The sequence below is a fragment of the Nocardiopsis coralliicola genome, from assembly GCF_054779695.1.
On record NZ_BAAGXT010000002.1, the window covers coordinates 113,333 to 131,165 of the forward strand.

At 69.7% G+C, this 17,833-nt stretch carries 15 protein-coding genes; 13 read left to right on the forward strand and 2 right to left on the reverse strand.

Features of this window, described 5'->3' with window-relative positions; translation table 11 throughout:
- Positions 1 to 72: 72 nt before the first annotated feature.
- Positions 73 to 1,098 carry an NAD-dependent epimerase/dehydratase family protein gene (locus ACYVGT_RS02625; protein WP_460854731.1) on the reverse strand — a complete coding sequence of 342 codons (1,026 nt, stop codon included), beginning with the start codon at positions 1,096 to 1,098 and terminating at the stop codon, positions 73 to 75.
- A 401-nt stretch (positions 1,099 to 1,499) separates the two neighbouring features.
- Here ACYVGT_RS02625 and ACYVGT_RS02630 point away from each other — a divergent pair, with 401 nt between their 5' ends.
- The 13 genes from ACYVGT_RS02630 (at position 1,500) to ACYVGT_RS02690 (ending at position 13,533) form a co-directional block, all read left to right on the forward strand.
- Complete coding sequence (locus ACYVGT_RS02630; RefSeq protein WP_460854732.1) at positions 1,500 to 2,867, forward strand: hypothetical protein; 1,368 nt, start codon at positions 1,500 to 1,502, stop codon at positions 2,865 to 2,867.
- Between the two features lie 434 nt (positions 2,868 to 3,301).
- Positions 3,302 to 3,853, forward strand: coding sequence for a hypothetical protein (locus ACYVGT_RS02635; RefSeq protein WP_460854733.1), 552 nt, complete (start codon positions 3,302 to 3,304; stop codon positions 3,851 to 3,853).
- Positions 3,854 to 4,296: 443 nt separating this feature from the next.
- A complete protein-coding gene (locus tag ACYVGT_RS02640) occupies positions 4,297 to 4,692 on the forward strand; it encodes a hypothetical protein (protein ID WP_460854734.1) in 396 nt (131 codons plus the stop codon).
- Positions 4,693 to 4,700: 8 nt separating this feature from the next.
- Positions 4,701 to 5,387 carry an SAF domain-containing protein gene (locus tag ACYVGT_RS02645; protein ID WP_460854735.1) on the forward strand — a complete coding sequence of 229 codons (687 nt, stop codon included), beginning with the start codon at positions 4,701 to 4,703 and terminating at the stop codon, positions 5,385 to 5,387.
- Positions 5,384 to 6,133 (forward strand): hypothetical protein, encoded by a 750-nt coding sequence (locus ACYVGT_RS02650; protein ID WP_460854736.1) that lies wholly within the window; start codon positions 5,384 to 5,386, stop codon positions 6,131 to 6,133. The genes ACYVGT_RS02645 and ACYVGT_RS02650 overlap by 4 nt, the downstream gene beginning before the upstream one ends.
- The gene (locus ACYVGT_RS02655; RefSeq protein ID WP_460854737.1) at positions 6,130 to 7,440 is read left to right on the forward strand and encodes a CpaF family protein; all 1,311 of its coding nucleotides are present in this window, start codon (positions 6,130 to 6,132) and stop codon (positions 7,438 to 7,440) included. Before ACYVGT_RS02650 ends, ACYVGT_RS02655 begins: the two co-directional genes overlap by 4 nt.
- The gene (locus tag ACYVGT_RS02660) at positions 7,437 to 8,294 is read left to right on the forward strand and encodes a type II secretion system F family protein (protein WP_460854738.1); all 858 of its coding nucleotides are present in this window, start codon (positions 7,437 to 7,439) and stop codon (positions 8,292 to 8,294) included. Before ACYVGT_RS02655 ends, ACYVGT_RS02660 begins: the two co-directional genes overlap by 4 nt.
- Positions 8,295 to 8,565: 271 nt before the next feature.
- Complete coding sequence (locus ACYVGT_RS02665) at positions 8,566 to 9,456, forward strand: type II secretion system F family protein (protein WP_460854739.1); 891 nt, start codon at positions 8,566 to 8,568, stop codon at positions 9,454 to 9,456.
- Positions 9,457 to 9,475: 19 nt separating this feature from the next.
- Positions 9,476 to 9,646 carry a hypothetical protein gene (locus tag ACYVGT_RS02670; protein ID WP_460854740.1) on the forward strand — a complete coding sequence of 57 codons (171 nt, stop codon included), beginning with the start codon at positions 9,476 to 9,478 and terminating at the stop codon, positions 9,644 to 9,646.
- Between the two features lie 53 nt (positions 9,647 to 9,699).
- Positions 9,700 to 10,035: a pilus assembly protein gene (locus ACYVGT_RS02675; RefSeq protein WP_460854741.1), complete on the forward strand. Its 336-nt coding sequence runs from the start codon at positions 9,700 to 9,702 to the stop codon at positions 10,033 to 10,035.
- Positions 10,032 to 10,463 carry a TadE/TadG family type IV pilus assembly protein gene (locus ACYVGT_RS02680; RefSeq protein WP_460854742.1) on the forward strand — a complete coding sequence of 144 codons (432 nt, stop codon included), beginning with the start codon at positions 10,032 to 10,034 and terminating at the stop codon, positions 10,461 to 10,463. The genes ACYVGT_RS02675 and ACYVGT_RS02680 overlap by 4 nt, the downstream gene beginning before the upstream one ends.
- Positions 10,464 to 10,492: 29 nt before the next feature.
- Positions 10,493 to 10,855: a pilus assembly protein TadG-related protein gene (locus ACYVGT_RS02685; RefSeq protein WP_460854743.1), complete on the forward strand. Its 363-nt coding sequence runs from the start codon at positions 10,493 to 10,495 to the stop codon at positions 10,853 to 10,855.
- A gap of 11 nt (positions 10,856 to 10,866) precedes the next feature.
- Entirely contained in the window at positions 10,867 to 13,533 is a 2,667-nt protein-coding gene (locus ACYVGT_RS02690) for an OmpA family protein (RefSeq protein ID WP_460854744.1), read from the forward strand.
- Positions 13,534 to 15,311: 1,778 nt separating this feature from the next.
- Here ACYVGT_RS02690 and ACYVGT_RS02695 read toward each other — a convergent pair.
- Positions 15,312 to 17,690, reverse strand: coding sequence for an inorganic phosphate transporter (locus ACYVGT_RS02695; protein WP_460854745.1), 2,379 nt, complete (start codon positions 17,688 to 17,690; stop codon positions 15,312 to 15,314).
- Positions 17,691 to 17,833 lie beyond the last annotated feature (143 nt).

Genomic DNA, 17,833 nt, shown 5'->3' on the forward strand with positions numbered 1-17,833 from the left:
GCCAGGTCTTTCAACGGCAGCCCTGCGGGAGGTAGGGGTGACTGCACAGCGGGCTCCTTCTCCGGACCTTCTTCAGGTTCCGGCAGTGGCAGGCGGGTACAGCCAGGCAGGGATGGCGTCGGGGGTGTCCCTCAACCACTCCGAGTAGCGGGCAATGCCGTCGGCGACGGTGATATCGGGTCGCCAGCCCAAGACGTCTTCCATCCGGCGAGTGCAGGCGCGCCCGCCTTGGGGATCGCCGGACGGCAGCGGAGTCTCGCGCACGACAAGGTCACGGAAGTGAGTGCCGACCAGGTCCGCGACCTGGCGGATGCTGGTGCCTACCCCACTGCCGAGGTTGAGAGTCTGGTTGTGGGCGCCGGGCGCCAGCAGGGCGATGAGGGTCCCAGTGGCGATGTCGTCGACGTGGACGAGATCGCGAATCTGGTGCCCGCCTCCGTGTAGGTGCAGTTCCATCCCCAGGGCAGCGCGCATGCAAAACCACGCCACCACCCAGGAGTGGGAGTTCTCCTTTACTGTCTGCGGCTCGCCGTAGACCGAGAAGTAGCGCAATGCGGCGTAGGAGGTCCCCGCTTCACCGAGCACTACCGCTGTCTGGTTCTCCCCCCACGCCTTGCTGACGGCATAGACCGATAGGGGGCGCACCGGCGTGTCTTCGCGATAGGCGCCGGTGGGGTTGGCCTGGTTACCGTAGACACTGGCGGAGGACACGAACACCAGACGGCGCAGCGACGGAGCGGCTGCGGCGGCCTCCAGGACGTGTTGGGTGCCGACGATGTTGGTGTGGATGGCTTCTTGAGGGCGGCGGGTACAGGCAGCTACGTCGGCCAGGGCCGCGGCGTGGATGGCGTAGTCGCAGCCGTCCATGAGACGGGCCGCGACTCCGGGTTCGGCGATGTCGCCAACGTGGAAGTCCTCATCGTCCAGCGAGATCCCGAAGCGGTCGTGGTAAACGCGACGCGGGTAGGCATCGATTCTGCACACCGACACCGGGTGCGCGCCGATCCGGCGCAGCTGAGCGGTGAGGCGGCTACCGATTAGCCCTCCGGCTCCGGTGACTAGCACTCGGGCGCCAGAGAGATCATTCAGGGACAGCATGAGCAGACTCCTGTGACCTGAGGGTTGTTGGAATGCGCGCCTTTAGGCAGGTAGGGCGCGTGGGGGATTGCTGGTTGTCACGTCGCTGAATGGCAGAGCCGATCGCGAGGCCGCGCGTACAACGGAGCGGGGGCAGGTGACCGACTCGGATCGGCCCTGCCCCATGAGCTCAGGAGGGCCTGGCATGAGGCGTCTGCGACGGATGCACACGTAGTCTCCTGGGGCCGGTAAGGGAGCAAGCATTCACACCTTCGGCCTCTCACGCGGCCCCCGGAAGCCCTTGACCTGTTGCCGAGAGTTGCCTGGGTGTTGCCTCACGTTGCTCACCATCGCCGGGCTGTTGCCGCTCTGGGCCACGGTGGGTAAGCATGGAGGTCTGGAATGCGCGGAGGCTGCCGACGATGACGACCACACTCCAGACCCACCCCCTCAGCGTCCTGGTGGCGCGCAGCAACCTCTCCGCCGCCGCCTACCTCAAGAAAGTGGCCGACCGACACCGCTTGCTCGGCTATGGGTCAATGGCCTACCGCAGAGAGAAACTCACCCGGTGGACCTCCGGAACTACCCCGGAACGCAGCGCCCAGCTGGCCATCGCCCACCTGCACGGCATAGCTCCGGCCGAGGTCGACCGGCTCGGCTGGCCAGCGTTCCTCCTGCGGGCGTTCCCGGATGACCAGGACGCCTTGGAGGTCCCGTGGACGCCGCAGGGCACGGTCACCGCCCTCATCAGCGCAAGCTCGGGCTCGGGAGAGCACATGGAACTCGACCGCCGTGGCTTCCTTGTCACCACCGCCGGAGCTCTGGCTACCACCCTGGCTCACTGGTCCACCGCCGCTCCCGCGATTGCGGTCGACGACCGCCGACGACGGGTCGGCGCCGATGCCGTTGACCTTTTCGAATCCCGGCTGTCGGCCCTCCGTCACCTCGACGACACGGTTGGCGCAGGGCGGGTCTATGACGCGGCGCTCCTCGAACTGAGGCTTGTGAGCGATCTGCTCAGCAACGCCTCCTACACCACCCCTGTGGGCCGAAAGCTGTTTGGATGCGCCGCCGAGGCCGCCCGGCTCGCCGGCTGGTGCGCCTACGATGCTGACCGGCACGCTCAGGCGGAACGCCACTTCGTGACATCAATGCGGGCCAGCGCATCGGCCGACGATCCCACCATCGGTGCACTCACCTTGGGGTTTTGGGCGAACCTGCGCTACAACGCAGGGGATCCGCGCGGCGCGCTCGACCTGGTCGACGCAGCACTCGCCGAACGCCACGCCATCTCCTCACCCCGAGTACGTGCGATGCTGCATGCGCGTGCTGCGCGCGCCCACTCAAAGGCTGGCGAAGCGACGGCGGCCTGGCGGTCCATCGATGCTGCATTCAGTTCCTATGGCGCATCGCCTCCCCCACGAGAAGACCTCGCGCAGCTGTATTGGGTCAACCATGGTGAGCTCCACCAAGTTGCGGCCAGCTCCGCCTTGGCTCTCAGTGAACCGTCCCGAGCGCTGCAGCACTTCCAAGCTGCAGTTTCCCACGAGGATCCTTACGATGAGCAGCGGGAGGTGCGCGGCGCAGTCATTTACCAGGCCCGTCAGGCCGAAGCGCACCTTGCGCTGGGAGACGTCGATGCGGCAGTAGACCTTGGGCACCAGGTCATCCAGGCGATGGGCGGAGTGGAGTCGGAACGCTCTGCTGGCACCTTGGTCAAATTGCGCGGCATCCTGAATGACCACAGGGAGAACCCAGCGGTACAGGATTTCCTGGACTACGCGGCGTAAAGGGTCGGCAGAGGCGTCTCGCATTGCCAACGGCTGCCGCCACGCACCACCTGTCAACCCGGCGCCCCACCGCCAGCCGAAAACCCTCCGCACGGATGGAGGTGCACGCATGCGGGGGCAAAGCGGCTCTCGTTCGGGCCCCGCACAGTCTCTGGCTCGTGCCTTCGATACGGGGGAGTAGTCGGTACTCATTCCCTCCAGGTAGGTGACTTCGTTCCTCCGCAGCCGTGCGAGTGGTAGCGAGAAAACATCCCGTTGTGTCCAGTATGCATTTGGGGCGGGAATGGGAACTTGATTCCAGGAATGTGAATTCTCTCCTGCATGCTTCATGACTGTCTTACCTTGAGGTGACACTAGGCTTCAACGGGGGCCTTGGACTCTTTAATGTCCCGCGCGTTTCAATTACTTTCAGGAGTCACTCGTTCACTCAGAGGGTGGTGGAGGGCGCAATGTGGGTGCGTGCCGGTGTGGCGGCCGTGGTTCTGGCCGCGGTGGCGGCAGGCTGCACGGGTGAGGTGTCGAATCCGTCCGGGCCCACATCGCCTGAACCAGGACCCAGTTCCGCGTCGCCTTCGCCGTCCCTGTCGCCGGAGGAAAAGGCGCTCGACGCCTACATGGGGCTGTGGGGTGTCATCGTCGATGCGTCGCGCACCACGGATCATGACTATGCAGAGCTCGACGAATACGCCGAGGGACAGGCTGCTGAGCTTGCCGAGTTCGGTTTGGGCGCGGAGGCCGATGAGGATGTGATCGCCCGGGGGGAGCCGACCCATGACCCGGAGGTCACGTCCATGAGCGACGACTCGGCCCAGATTGAAGACTGCATGGATTCCACAGAGTGGCTGCGTGAGGACGCAGAAACCGGGGAGCTCGTGGAAGACGAACCGGAGGAGCCTATTCGAATCCGGGTGGAAGCAACTGCTGTTCACGATGGGCTTCAGTGGCGGGTCTCTGAGATGCGCATCTATGAGTCGGGCTCATGCTGAACTATAGATCGCGGAAACCGGCGTTCATTCTTGCGACGGCTGCGGTGGCTGTCGGCATTTCGGGAGCCGTGGTTTTCGCGGACCCCAACTACTTTTCGGGCCAGGCGCAGTGCGGTTCGGATGGCACCGGGCCCGGCTGTGATGTTGGCGCTGAGTCAGGCGAGGGATCGCCAGGGGGCGGGGGACGGGCCGGGGAGTCGCCCCGCGCGGGCGGCGGCAGTGCCTCTGGTTCGGCTTCGGCCTCGGGTGGGGCGTTGGCTGGCACGGTCTGTTCGGGCGAGGGCAATGGGCAGGAGTGCGCGACTTCGGTAGCTGAAGCCGCGGACCCGGAGGGCGGCGATGGCGAGCCTGCGTTCGACCCGGCTGCGGTTGCGGACGAGGCGCGGGACGCGCTGGCGCTGCCTGATCCCGGGATCGAAACCTCTCCCGGTATCGGAAGCCCGGTGTTGGTGCGGGTGCCGGTGTGGCTGTGGATCGATGAGGACACCTGGCAGCCGGAGACGGCCGAAGCTGAGGTGCCGGGCGGTTCGGTGTCGGTGACGGCCACGCCCGAGACCGCCTCATGGGAGATGGGCGATGGCGCGGTGGTCGAGTGCGAGGGGCCTGGTCGGGCCTATGACCCGGCGCGCGATGACCCTGCCGCGGCGTCTCCAGTGTGCGGCCACACCTACACCACCACCGCCGATCGTGGCGGCTTCCCTGTGGAGGTCGGGGTGACGTGGACGGTGACCTGGGAGGCCAGCGACGGCAGCGGCGGGGAACTCGACCCTCTCGTTACGGCGGCGGGCGCGGAGCTGGCGGTCGTGGAATCGCACGGACTGGTGGAGCACTCGACCTAGGAGCAGCGATGGCAGGCAGCGACGGCGCGCAGACGACGCGACTGCGGTTGAGTGGCAGTGCGCGCAGGGTGCGGTGGGTGGCCGGCAGCGTCGCCGCAATGGCGATCGGCGCCCTGCTGGTCTCGCTCGCGGTTGCCCAGATGGGTGCGCGCAGCGGCTACGTCGCCGCCACCCGCGACCTACCTGCCGGCCACGTGGTGGCGGCTGAAGATCTGATGATCGTGGAGCTGGCCGGGGCAGACCAGCTGTCCGCTGTGCCCGCCGACGGCCTGTCCGCAGCAGTGGGTCAGACGGTCCTGAGCCCAGTGGCTGAGCGCGCTCTGCTTACTGGCGACCACCTCGGCGCCGCGGAAGAGCACCCGGCCGACGGCGAAGCAGTCGTGGGGGCGAGTCTGGCCCCCGAACAGTACCCGGCCTCCCTGGCCGAGGGCGCGGCGGTTTCGGTGGTCGTCACCGACGCCCCCGCCAGCAGCAGCGGCGGCGACGGCGAGTCCGAACCACCGAAGTCCGGGACGCCGTCGGGAGCGGGGTCGGCGGTGCCGGCCCGGGTGCAGCGCCTCACCCCGCCCGGTGAAGGAGCGGGCGAGAGCGCGCGGGTCGAGCTGGTGGTGGATTCCGCCGATGCCGCCGATGTCGCGGCGGCTGCCGCCGCGGGCAGCGTGTCGCTAGTGGCGGTGTCGGGAGCAACCCCATGACACGCGTGATCGTGCTGTTCAGCCTCGCCGGCGCCCCCGGCACCACCACGCTGTCCACCGCCCTGGCGGCCGCCTGGCCCGAGGAGGTGCCGACTCTGCTGGTGGAGGCTGATGCTTCGGGCGGGGATGTGGCGGCCTGGCACCGCATGGCCGCCTCACCCGGTCTGGTGGAGCTGGCTGCGGCCAGCCGCAGCACCGACATCCCCGCCGGCAGTGATGTGATGGCCGGCTGCACCCAGCTTCTTCCCGGCGGGCAGCGGGTCTGCCCGGCGCCGTCCAGCGGCGCCCAGGCGGGCGCGGCCGTCGATCTGCTGGCGGGGCGCCCAGAGGTGCTGCGGGCCGCCGCTGATCCGATCGTCGTGGTGGATGCGGGCCGGCTGGCGCCGCGCTCGGCGGCCGCGCGCCTGGCAGCGGCCGCCGATGCGGCCGTTCTGGTGGTCAGCGACGATCTCGGGCAGTTGCGGCGCGCCCGCGACGCGTTGCCCGGCCTGCATGCCGGCATCGCCCGCCTCGGCCTCGCGGTCGTCGGAGGAAGAGAGTCGAGCGGCGAGATCGTGGAGGCCCTGGACACGCCGGTGTGGGCGCGCATCCCGCACGATGGGCGCGGTGCAGGGGTGGTGCGCGGCGAGAGCGCGCCGTCCCGCCGGCGGCGCCGGTCGCTGTTCACCGCCGCCCGCGCCCTGGCGCGTGCCCTCGCCCCGGCCCCCGAGGAATCGGACCTGGAGGGCGAGGCGGTGCGGCCATGAGCGAGGAGCTGGTGGCGTCCTGGACCCGGTACGCGGCGCGCACCGCAACCGAGCACCTCGCCGCCGCCCCCGCCGAGGGCGAAGACGCAGCGGCGTTTCGCCGCCGCGCGGATACCGCAATCAAACAGGCGCTCGACGAAGCCGCCCGCAACGCGTTGGCGCAGGGCCGCTCCGTCCTGGACGGCGCCACCGAGACCGAGGTACGGCGCCGAGCCCTGGCGCTAGTGAGCGGCCTGGGCCCGCTGCAGGACCTGCTCGATGATCCTGAGATCGAAAACATCAACCTCACCGGCGTGAACGTGTGGGTGCGCTATGCCGACGGGCGCCGCGAACAGCGCCCGCCGGTCGTGGCCACGAGCGAGGAGCTGGTGGCGCTGGTGCGGCGCATCGCCGCCGACTCCCCAGCCGGGGAACGCCGCTTCGACCCCGCGGCGCCGATCCTAGACATGCCCCTGCCGGACGGCTCCCGGCTGCACGCGGTGATGGAGGTCAGCAGCGCCCCGGCGGTCTCGATCCGGCGCCACCGCTACCGCACCACCACCCTGCGCGAACTGCGCCGGCTGGACACGCTCGAACCGGTAGTGGAGAACCTGCTGGGGGCGGCGGTGCGGGCGCGGCGCAACATCGTCATCACCGGCGGCACCGGCGCCGGCAAAACCACCCTGCTGCGCGCCCTGGCCTCCCAGATCCCCGAGACCGAGCGCATCGTCACCGTCGAAGACGTCCCCGAACTCGCCCTGGAACGCGACACGGACGCCCATCCGGACGCGGTCGCCCTCCACGCCCGCCCACCCAACGTCGAAGGGGCCGGCGAGATCGGGGTGGCCGAGCTCGTGCGGGCGGCGCTGCGGATGAGCCCGGACCGGGTCATCGTCGGCGAAACCCGCGGCTCCGAGACCGTGCCGCTGCTGAACGCAATGAGCCAGGGCAACGACGGCTCGCTGACCACCCTGCACGCCGCCTCGTCCCAGGGTGCGTTCGCCAAGCTCGGCGCTTATGCCGCCCAGTCGTCCGAGCGGCTGCCGCTGGAGGCGACGTGCCTTCTGGTGGCGGCGGCGGTGCATCTGGTGGTCCACATCGACGCCACCCCCGAGGGCGAGCGGGTCGTCACCAGTGTGCGCGAAGTGGTCGGTGCCGAGGGCCCGCAGGTGGTCTCCACCGAGATCTACCGCCGCGCCCGCACCGGCCGCGTCCTGGCCGCGGCACCCCCGAGCCCGGACACCAGCGAACTGCTCACCGCTCACGGCTTGCGCCTGGAGCGCCTCCTCGCCCCTGAACCTGAGGGGGTGGGGGAGTGGGTGCGATGAACCTGTTCCTGGCCGCGCTCGGCGGTGCGCTGCTTGCCGGCGGGGCATGGGTGCTGGCCACCGCGCTGCGCGCCGCACCGGCCCCGCCGGGCGGAATCGTGCTGCGACTGCGGGACCGGGTGGCTGCCGACCGCTCCCACCTCCTGCGGCTCGCCGGGGCTGCGGGCGCAGCGACGGGCGTGTTCGCGGTGACCGGCTGGCCGGTGGGCGCCGCCTTGGCTGCGGCCGGCGCGTGGTGGCTGCCGGGTCTGCTCGGCCCCGACCGCGACCACCAAGCCCGCCTGGCCCGGATAGAGGCGGTCGCTGCCTGGACCGAACAGGTCCGTGACCTCATCGCCGCCTCATCGGGACTGCAGGGCGCCATCGCCGCCTCCGCCCCCATCGCCCCTGAAGCGATCCGCACCGAAGCCAAGGAACTGGCGGCCGGCATGCGCACCGAGCCCCGTGCCGCGCTGCAGCGCTGGGCCGAAGCCGTGGATGTGCCCACAGCCGATCAGGTCGCGGCCGCGCTCGACAACGCGCTCGACCGCCACGCCGCCGACCTCGCTGCCTTGCTGTCGCGCCTGGCTCAGGCGGCGCGCGCCCAGTCGGCCATGCTGGTCCGCGTCGCCGCGGGGCGGGCGCGGGTGCGCACCTCGATGCGCATCATCACCGCCACCACCCTCGCCCTCGCCGCCGGCCTGATGCTGTTCAACCCCGGCTACCTGGAGCCCCTCAATTCCCTGGCCGGGCAGGTGGTGCTGGCGGTAATCGGCGGACTGTGGGCGCTGGCGCTGGTGTGGATGGCGCGGCTGGCCCGCACCGACCTGGGCCCGCGCGTCCTGCGCCCCCAACGCCAGGAGGTGGCAGCCTAATGCTGAAGCTGAAGTCGCGCAGTGAATCCGGAATTGCCGCTGATGCCGTTCTTTGCGTCGGTAGGGGCGCAGCGAGGCTCCTGCTGCTGGTCCTCGCCGTTTTCACTGAGGCACGGCCGAGCCTCACCATCAGTAGTCCAGGAGAAGGCGCGGGCCGGGCGGCTGTGTCGCCTGAGCGATCGGGTGCGGCGAGAAGGAGAGCTCTACCTGACCAACCCGCACCACTCCGTCGTCGCGAAGGGTTGGGGCGTACTCACGAAGGCGGTGCGGCATGAGCCCGGTGATGCTGGCCGGCCTCGGCGGCGCCCTCGCCGCCGCCGGGCTCTGGGCACTGCTCGCGCTGCGCTTCGCCCGTCCGTCACTGGCCGAACGTCTCTCCGAACCCACCCCGCCCCCGCCCCAGCCCATCTCTAAGGAGTCGGAAAGCAGGCTGGCGCGGTGGGGTGCCCGCGGTATCCCGCTGCTGGCCGCACTCGGGCTGCCCACCGCCCGCACCCGGGCTCACCTGGCGCTGTGCGGGCGCGACCCGGGCGCCTACCTCGCCGAGAAAGCCGCCTCTGGCGCGCTCGGGCTCGGTGGGCCGCTGCTGTTCGGCCTGGCGTTGTCGGCCGCCGGCGTTGCGATCGCACCGCTCTACGGCGCCCTGATCTGGCTGCTGTTCGCCGGGGTGCTGTGGCTGGCCCCCGACCTCGCCCTAGCCGATGACGCCGCCAAACGCCGCACCGAGATGCGCCACACCATCTCCGCCTTCAGCGACCTCGTCGTCATCGCCCTCGCGGGCGGGGCCGGCGTCACCGGCGCCCTGGAGAGCGCGGCCCGCACCGGCGGCGAGGCGATGGGCCGCATCCGCTCCGCGCTGCGCGCGGCCGCCGTGCGTCGCGAGGACCCCTGGACCGCACTGCGCGCCCTCGGCGAGCGCTACGGGCTGGAGGAATTCGACGAGCTCGCCGCCAGCCTGCAGCTGGCCGGCACCGACGGCGCCCGCGTACGCACCTCCCTAGCCGCCAAAGCCGACAGCCTGCGCACCCGCCACCTCGCAGCACTGGAGGCCGATGCGCTGGCCGCCACCGAACGCATGTCCTTGCCAGTCGTGCTGTTGTTCGCCGGCTTCCTGCTGCTCATTGGCTACCCGGCACTGTCGCTCGTCCTGACCAGCCTTTAGTCCTAGGAAGGAGACCGCTGTGCCCCCCACGCGAACGGTCCGGAGCCGCCGGCGCGGCGACGCCGGCTACACCACCGAGACCATCGTCGTCATCGCCCTGCTGGTGGGGCTGGCGATCGCGGTGATGGCCGTGCTCACCCCCGCCGTGACCGACAAGGCGGGCGAAATCGCCGACATGCTCAGCTCATGATGCGCCCCCGTGCCGCAGCGGCCCGTGGCGACCGGGGGAGTGCGGAGCTGGTCGTGGCCACGCCCCTGCTGCTGGTGCTGCTTCTGGCGGTGGTGCAGACCGCGCTGTCCGCCCACGCTTCCCAGGTCGCCCACACCATCGCCGACAGCGCCCTGGCCGCCACCCGCACCCTGGAGGGGACCGAAACCGACGGACACGCTGCCGCCGAGCAGGCCCGCGCCCAACTGGCCGGGCAGATGGTCAGCGAGGTGGAAGTCGAGGTGGACCGTAGCGCGACCTCTGCCCGGGTGGCGGTCTCCGCGCGCGCCCCGGCGGTGCTGCCCGGAACGGGATGGCCCATCAGCCGCGAGGTGAGCGCGCCGGTCGAACGCCTCACCGACCCACCATGAGGACACCGAGCCCGCACGGGCGGGCGCGGGAGCGGGGGAGTGCCGCGGTCGAGCTCGCCCTGCTCACCCCGCTGCTCATCAGCCTGGCTCTGCTCATCGTGCTCGCCCACCGCCTCATCAGCGCCGGCCAGGGCGCGGATGCGGCCGCCCACGCCGCCGCACGCGCCGCGACTCTGGAACGCACCCCCGCCGCAGCCCAGGCGGCCGCCGAAGACGCTGCGGCGAACGCATTGCTTACGCACGGCCTGAGCTGCACCACCCACGACCTGCGGCTCGAGATGGGTGGATTGGAGCCCGGTACCACCGTGAGCGTGGCCCTGACCTGCCGCGCCGACCTCACCGCTTTGGCGGGGCTGTCGCTGCCCGGCCACTGCGACGTCGCCGGTCAAGCCAACGCCGTGGTGGACGTCTACCGGAGCAGGCCATGAAGTCCCCGCGCCGTGGTGACGAAGGTCAGGTGAGTGCGTTCGTCCTGGTCATCACCCTCGCGCTGATCGCCATGTTCGCGCTCGTACTCGAAGGCGGAACGGCGCTGTCGGAGCGGGCCCGCGCACTGCGCCTGGCCCAAGAGGCCGCCCGTGCTGGTGCCCAGCACATCGATCTGGCCGCCTACCGCACCGGCGAGGACATCGTCCTCGACGAACACGCGGCAGAACAGGCCGCTCAGCGCTTCCTCGCCGACGCCGGCGCCGAGGGCCAGGCTCGCGTCGAGGGCGGCCAGGTCGCGGTCACCGCCCGCCTGGAGGTGGCGTTCGTGCTGCTGCCGCTGGGCCCGCGCACGGTCGCCGCCACGGCCGCAGCCGCCCCGCACACCCCCTAAAGGAGGCCCCCATGCGCCCAACGGTTGCCCAGCTCGGTGCCCTCGCGGTCAGCGCTGCACTCCTCGCAGGGCTGCCCGCCCTAGCCCTGCAGTTGGAATGGCCCGACCTGCCCGAAGCAGCGACTGCGTGGGCCTACCTGCGCTCAGCCACCCCGCCACCCGGCCTCGTTACCGCCGTGTCCCTTGCGGTGCTGTGGGCCGTGTGGGGCCTCTATGTTCTGGCGGTGGCCGCCGAGGTTCTCCAGCGCGCCTCGGCTCGCGGTGCGCGGGCGCGCCGGCCGCTGGGGCCGCTGCAGGTCGTGGCCGCCACCGCCCTAGGTGCCCTGCTCAGCGCCCCCGCTGCCCAGGCCACCACCGCCCCCGCCTCGCAGACCAGTACCGCCGACCCCGACACCGCCGACGCTGACACTCCCACCCCTCCTGCAGCGGAAGACGACGGACCGCCCGAGGCGGCCGAGAGCGCCACCGGGCTGACCGAGCGCAGCCGGACCCTCGACGGGTTCGGCTACGACTCCACTGAAGTCACCGAGGACATGGAGGCTGACCTCGCGCCGGTCGTCGGCATGATCGCCGATCATGGCGCCGCCGGCGTTCCGGTCGTGATCACCGGCCACACCGACGCCGCCGGCGATCCCGACTACAACCGCGACCTCGCCCAACGCCGCGCCGAGGCGGTGGCCGAGTACCTGCGCGACCAGGCCGGCGCCACCGCACCCGAGATGGAGGTGCGCGGCGCCGGCGCCGCAGCGCTCCTCGACGACCACGAGGCCGACGACGCCGCCCAGCGCCGCGTCGAGATCACCTACACCGTCGCCACCCCGCCCCCGCCACCCGAACCAGACGAAGCCGAGGCCCCTTCAGGGGGCTCCACCGAGGAGCCAACACCGGAGTCGGCGCAGGGTAGCGAGGCGCGGCCGGTGATCGCCGTCGAGATCCCTTCTGCCGCCGCCACAGGCGCTGCAGCGGCTGCAGCAGCCGCCGGCGGCTTCGCCCTCGGACGCCGCCGGCCCGAGGGCAGAGCGCCGGCTGACGACGAGGCTCTCCACGAGGCGGAGGCGTCCGAGGGCGAAGCCGAGGAAGAGGCGTGGCCGCCGCCGATGCGCCGCCGCGACGCACCCGCTTTCCCCCTGGCCGCCGACGCCGGCTGGCGCACCCCCACCGACACCGCCCCCGCAGAAGACGACGAAGAAGCAGAAGCCCTCTCCAGGGCTGCTCCGATCGAACCCGAGGCTTCCGCCCAGGCCAGGCCACTGCTCGACGCCGACACCACCACGCCCCCGCTCGATGCGGGCGGCGGCGCGTCAGAGCGACTGGAGGTGGATCCGGCCCGGCTGCGCGGCGTGCTCGGGCTGACCGGCACCGGAGCGCCGGGAGCCGCCCGCACCGCCCTCGCAGCCATCGCTGGTCGCACCGGCGTTCGCATTATCGCCACCGCCGCCGACCTCGACCGCCTCCTCGGCACCGACACACCCGTGTCGGCAGCATCTAGGGTCTTCGTCGCCGAGGACACCGATGAGGCCCTGCACCACCTGCACGCCGAACTGCTCACCCGCCTAGATGCCGACGCCGACGACGACGCGCAGCCTGCGTCCTCGTACGCTGACGAGCCGGACGCATCGCCGCCGGTGCTGCTCATCGCCACCGCTGATCGCGCCACCACCCAGCGCACCGAAGAACTCCTCGCCGCCGACGGCGCCCCCGTTGCCGCGCTCCTGCTCAGTCGCTGGCCCCAGCGTGCCCTGACTATCGACCACCTGGGCACCGTCACCGGCGGCGACGGCGACACCACCGCCCTGCACGGCGCCCACTGGCCCCTGACCGGCCGCGCCGCCACCCACACCGCCCTGCACGCCTCGGCACCACTCCCGGCACCGGCACACGCGCCGCAGAGCCCGGGGGAGACCCAGCACGACGCCGACCCCGCTGCCGAACCCGTCGGCGCTTCCACTTTTCCCGCCAAAGCCAGCGGCGAAGCTCCCGCCCAGCCAGCTCGGTCGGCGCGTCCGGTGCGTCTGCAGGTCTTGGGCCGTATCCGCATTACCGTCCACGGCGCACCTGCCGCGCCGCGCCGCCGCACCGCCCTCGAAATCGCCACCTACCTGTCCCAGCACCCCGACGGCGTCCGCCTGGACGCCGCCATCGAGGACATGTGGCCCGCCGAACAAGTGGTGCGCGCGACCCGGCGCGCCCACGACGCCATCAGCGCCCTGCGGGCCGCGACCCGCACCGCAGGGTCCGACGTGGTACTGCGCGAGGGCGACTACTACCGCCTCAACCCCGCGGCCGTCGACGTCGACCTCTGGGACCTCGAAGCGCTCCTCGACAGCGCCCCGGCCCCGACGGCCCTCGTTGGCGCCGCCCAGACTTACACCGACTTCGCCGCGGAGGCCGACTACCCGTGGGCCGAACCCCGTCGACGCCGCGTGCGGGACCGATTCGTCAGGGCGCTCATCGCCGCCGGCGCCGAGGCCGATCCGCACCGCGCCCGCGTCCTGCTCGAGCACGCCGTGCGCATCGCCCCCGATGATGAGGAGGCCCACCACGCGCTGATCCGCCACCTCGCCCAGACCGACACCGAGGCGGCCCTCGCCGCCTACGCTGACTACAGCGCCGCGATGGCCGACCTCGATGCCCAGATGGATCCAGCAATCAGCGCCCTGATCGCGCAGCGTCGATAACCCGTTGGCGCCTCGCCCCGCGCCGCGCTTCGGCGGGGCGTCATTATCGCTCGCCATCACCGGCGCGTGCATCAAATGCCCGATCAGGGGCGATGCCTGCCGACAGATGCCAAGAATCATCGCAGGTGCGAGGGGCTCAGTGGGGACCCTTGGCTCGTGGAGACAAGGGGTGATGGTCCGAGGCCCGGTAATAACATCCCGGCCTCAGCGCCGCCGACCGGTCATCAATTCAGAGTCTGCAGGGATGCTCCGCATCTGTCGGGCAGAGCGCCGCTACCCCCTCTACGGCACGTGAACTGCGGTTTTGGGTGCTAATGGGCGTAGCGGCCATAGCGCCGCCCCGGCCGGGCCATCGGCGGCGACAGCGGCCGCGCCCCCGTTGCTCACCTGCAGCCCGCGCGGCGGCCTCGGGCGGTCCGGGCCGGCACGCAAAATACCGGGCAGCTGGATTGAGGGGCCCGTGCATTCGATCAGTGCGCACCACACCGAGGACGGACATGCACCCTCTGGCCTCCGCCAGCGCCACCTTCGCGTGCTCCTCTGCGGCGGAGCGAGCGCGGCTGAGAGTTGTGGGCTGGGGTTCGCGGTCCGCTGGGAATTGGGCGATTGCGAAGCGCCCGGCACCGTCTTCTTCCTGGGCAAGGGATTGCTGGAGGTAACGGAGCGCTCCGAACCGTCGGGGTTCCACTGCTGTCATTGCGGTTGCAAGTGCACGGTGTCGAGGCGGCCTACGCACAAGTGACAGCGGCCGGTGCCGGGCTCCGGGAGCCGAAGGAGGGTTCTGGGGGCGGGTCGAGGCGTGGATCGCCGACCCCGATGGGGTGCGGATCGTGCTCGTTCAGATCCCTGAGGACCATCCCCTGTGACGCGACCAGCGCTCCCTCTGATCCCTTGGGCCGTCCCGGGGCGTTCTGCTGCTGACCGGGCGGAGGCTGGGCGCTCCAGTCACGGGGCCCGTCTAGCGGCTGTTCCGCGCTACTCGGCGCGGACGAGGCGTGCCATGAACCGATCCCAGAGCCGGTCACCGAGCAGGCGGCGGCCCGATACGGGCTGGCTGTCGACCTGCTCTTGGGCGAGAGGCCGGGACGACTGTCGATGTGTTCGGGTTCTGGCCCACTGTGTGGAGTGCTCACTCAGCGTGATGGACTTTTGGTGAGGAGGATGCGTTTGCGGCGCAGCGTGAACGCGGCCGACCATCCATCTGCCGCTTGAGCAGCTTTGATCCGGTTCACGTGCCCCTCGTCTACCCCTGAACTCCGCGAAAGGGTGAGTCCGGCCAGGACTGCGTCAAAGTCGCGCTCGGTCCCGCGTGCGTAGACGTGCAGTGCCGGGAGATCGTCGCCGCGCACCGCCTTCGGCCAGCCGGAGATGTGGCTTTCTACTCGCGAGCGAGCATGCGGGCGAAAGAGCGCACATGCTCGGTCAGGGCCTCCAATTGCGAGCAGCCAGACCGCCAACTCGCGTGTGCGGGGCCGGCATGGGCCCTGGCAGATGGGCGACGGGCTATTGGGGGCGCAGATAGTCGCGCATCATCCCGTGGCCGCCGGGATAGCCCATCTGCTTGATCTCCCCGAACAGGTTCCAGGCGTTGGTGCGCCCCTCAGTCCATTTCCGGTCGAGGTAAGGCTTCGAGGGATCCGCTCTGCTGGGGAAGTCCTGCCCCTGGGTGGTTTGCCCGGGTGGAATCGAGCCGCCGGCGTGGGCGCTGGAACTCGGTTGTCTGCCGAATTTTATCAGCGCTCCACTAATCGATTATGGTGACTTATTCTCGAACCAGCTCAGTCGATGTCCTCCAGGAAGTCCGGCCCCACGGGCAAGTTCGATAGTGCTGAGATGCGTGCGGTGGCTAGGCGCGAGAGTAGCTGTTCGGCTGCGTCGGGAGCGTCGCGTAGCAGTGCTACCAAGCGCGCCCTACGGGCGGTGAACACCTGGAGTACAGCGCGCAGGAAGGTAATGCGCTTACGGAACTCGGTGAAGAGTTCCGAATTGAACGGATCGACATGCACCTGGTCCAGGCCGTCAGGAGTGAGGGGCGGCCATTCCGGGTCCAGTAGCAGCTCCACTGCGCGTCCCGGGGTCGGTTCAGGGCATGGGTTGTTATCGGAGTGGTCCAGGCTAAGCCGTCGCAGCTTGGCTGACTTGATTTCGGAGATCTCGCGGCGGACCAGTATTTCGGTGAAGGCGGCGGTGTCCATTGGCTGCTCACTGTGTTCCCTGCAGATCTCCACTAGGGAGCGGGCAACACGCAAGCAATCGCGGGGCAGCCCTCCGGAGAGTACGTAGCACAGCGCGGCGAGAGGGTCGGTCAGACCGGCCACCCTCCGGGTAAGCATTTCACGGGTTTCTGTGAAGGTCAGGCGTTCCACACGCACAATGTCGTCAAACGCGGTGTCGAAAGCGTCTCGGACCGCTGTAGAACGCTGCTCGAACCGGGCCAGGGCATCCTCGGACACGGTGACCAGGTACATGCAATTCGGTGTGCCGAAGATTGCTTTGATCTCGTTGAGGAAGTGCTGCGCCGATTCGTCTCCACCGATTTTATCCACCTCGTCGATCCCAATGACGATGCGCCCTTCGCCTCCGTTGCTGTGCCGCCACCAATCGGCAGCCAGAGTGGCGAAGCGGCGGTATTCATCTATGACCTGGGGTAGAGTAGGTTGGTATTCAGCCCACTGTCGGGAACTGCTACGCCCCAGGCGTACCGGCGCGCTGCCCGTGAGGTCAGCAGTAAACCCAGCGGTGAGAGTCTGCAAGTAGCGGATGCGGCGCTGATATGCTCGCGCGATGTCGGCGATGGGCGTTGATGAGCGTTGGCGGTTCTCGGACCACAGTTCCAGCCGTCTATTGAGCAGAAACATCACCAGCGCGGCGGAAATGAGCAGGGATCCTGCGGCGTAGGGTGTCCCGATCGGAGGCAGTTCGATCGGGGGCGGCAGGAATGGTCTTTGAATCATGAGGACCGCTCCAATGGTGCCTACCATCAACATCACGAACGCGAGGGCTAGCAGCGCACTGCTCCGCATTCTGAGGCGTCTGTGGTCCTGAGGATCCACCGGTGTCTGCAGCGGATTGCGACGGAACCATATAGCGGTCAGTACCACCACCGCTCCGAGCAGTGCTGCGGACATCGCGAAAACCAGAAGCGCTGCCTCCAATACCTCGTGAGGGAGCGACCCCACCACGTGATCGGTCAGTAGCCCGGTGCCTCCGAGTAACGCAGCGACGCTTGCAATGCGTAGAGCGAGGGCACTGCGGGATGGCGGGGGGTCGGGGGCCGTCGCGGCGATGATCGCTTCGCACAGGCGGGCGAAAACGTGTGTGAGGAATTCCAGGGCGTCATACTTTACGGGCGCGGAGACTAGAACCCTCAGTTCGGGGGTTCCGGACCGGCCGAACCGTTGGTCGCAGAATGCATGGAGCAGCGTGCTCTTGCCGACGCCCCTGCGCCCGGCGATGCCCAGGCTGCCGTAAGCTCTGCTTTCTGCCTGCCGGGTGATGCGGTCCGCTGACGCTGTCTCCACGAGTTCCGCCCGATCACTGAACTCGCCTAGCGCCGGGGCGTGCATGACATGGAAGGGGTCCTCGCGTCCCTGCTCACGAAGTGACTCGTTGACGGTGCGGCGCACGTTCTCGCTGAGCAGGCGGTGAACCCGCTCCTTGGACTGCGCTGACAAGCCCTGCGGTCCACGGATGCGCGCTGTGCCGATCACGTACAGCACCGATGGCAGTACCAGCGTCACCAGGAACAGCAGGAGCGGCGGGAAGAACATCCCTGCAAGTAGCACTGTGCCCAATCCGATGAGCGCCGCTGTCGAGCCCCGCCGCAAGGCCGGATCTGTCCAGTCCGTCCTCTCGGCCACCTGGACTAAACGCTCCAACGTCCCAAGTACGTCCAGGGTGTCGGCGCCGTCGAGCACCTCTTCCTGCTGCAGCTTCAGAGCCTTTTCCACCAGCCCGGGTAGTACGTCCTGCTCCTCGAGGCCAGCGTGGCGCAGCGCGATGCTGATCTCCCGCCCGCGCACAACCGACTGTGCCGCCGCGCGTAGCAGGCCATCGAACCAGTCGTCAGGGTGTTCCCGCTGCCAGAGCATATGGATCACCATCACCGAGTGGCGGAGATCCCCAATAATGTCCATTGCGAGATCGTAACTCTGCATCAGGCGGAGTTTGTGCCTGCCATTTCTCCGTGGCCGGATTCGGTCGCGCTGTTTGGTGTCGAACCGTGGGCCCCCGGGCTGGCTGTAAGGCGATCGCGGAGGGCGACCCCATCTCGGGTGAATCGGAGTAGTAGTCGCTGAAC

Bases quoted from the DNA above. Each gene is read 5' to 3' on its own strand.
- ACYVGT_RS02625 (WP_460854731.1), bottom strand. From the start codon at position 1,098: ATGCTGTCCCTGAATGATCTCTCTGGCGCCCGAGTGCTAGTCACCGGA.
- ACYVGT_RS02695 (WP_460854745.1), bottom strand. From the start codon at position 17,690: ATGCAGAGTTACGATCTCGCAATGGACATTATTGGGGATCTCCGCCAC.
- ACYVGT_RS02660 (WP_460854738.1), top strand. From the start codon at position 7,437: ATGAACCTGTTCCTGGCCGCGCTCGGCGGTGCGCTGCTTGCCGGCGGG.
- ACYVGT_RS02645 (WP_460854735.1), top strand. From the start codon at position 4,701: ATGGCAGGCAGCGACGGCGCGCAGACGACGCGACTGCGGTTGAGTGGC.
- ACYVGT_RS02680 (WP_460854742.1), top strand. From the start codon at position 10,032: ATGAGGACACCGAGCCCGCACGGGCGGGCGCGGGAGCGGGGGAGTGCC.
- ACYVGT_RS02665 (WP_460854739.1), top strand. From the start codon at position 8,566: ATGAGCCCGGTGATGCTGGCCGGCCTCGGCGGCGCCCTCGCCGCCGCC.
- ACYVGT_RS02690 (WP_460854744.1), top strand. From the start codon at position 10,867: ATGCGCCCAACGGTTGCCCAGCTCGGTGCCCTCGCGGTCAGCGCTGCA.
- ACYVGT_RS02655 (WP_460854737.1), top strand. From the start codon at position 6,130: ATGAGCGAGGAGCTGGTGGCGTCCTGGACCCGGTACGCGGCGCGCACC.
- ACYVGT_RS02650 (WP_460854736.1), top strand. From the start codon at position 5,384: ATGACACGCGTGATCGTGCTGTTCAGCCTCGCCGGCGCCCCCGGCACC.
- ACYVGT_RS02630 (WP_460854732.1), top strand. From the start codon at position 1,500: ATGACGACCACACTCCAGACCCACCCCCTCAGCGTCCTGGTGGCGCGC.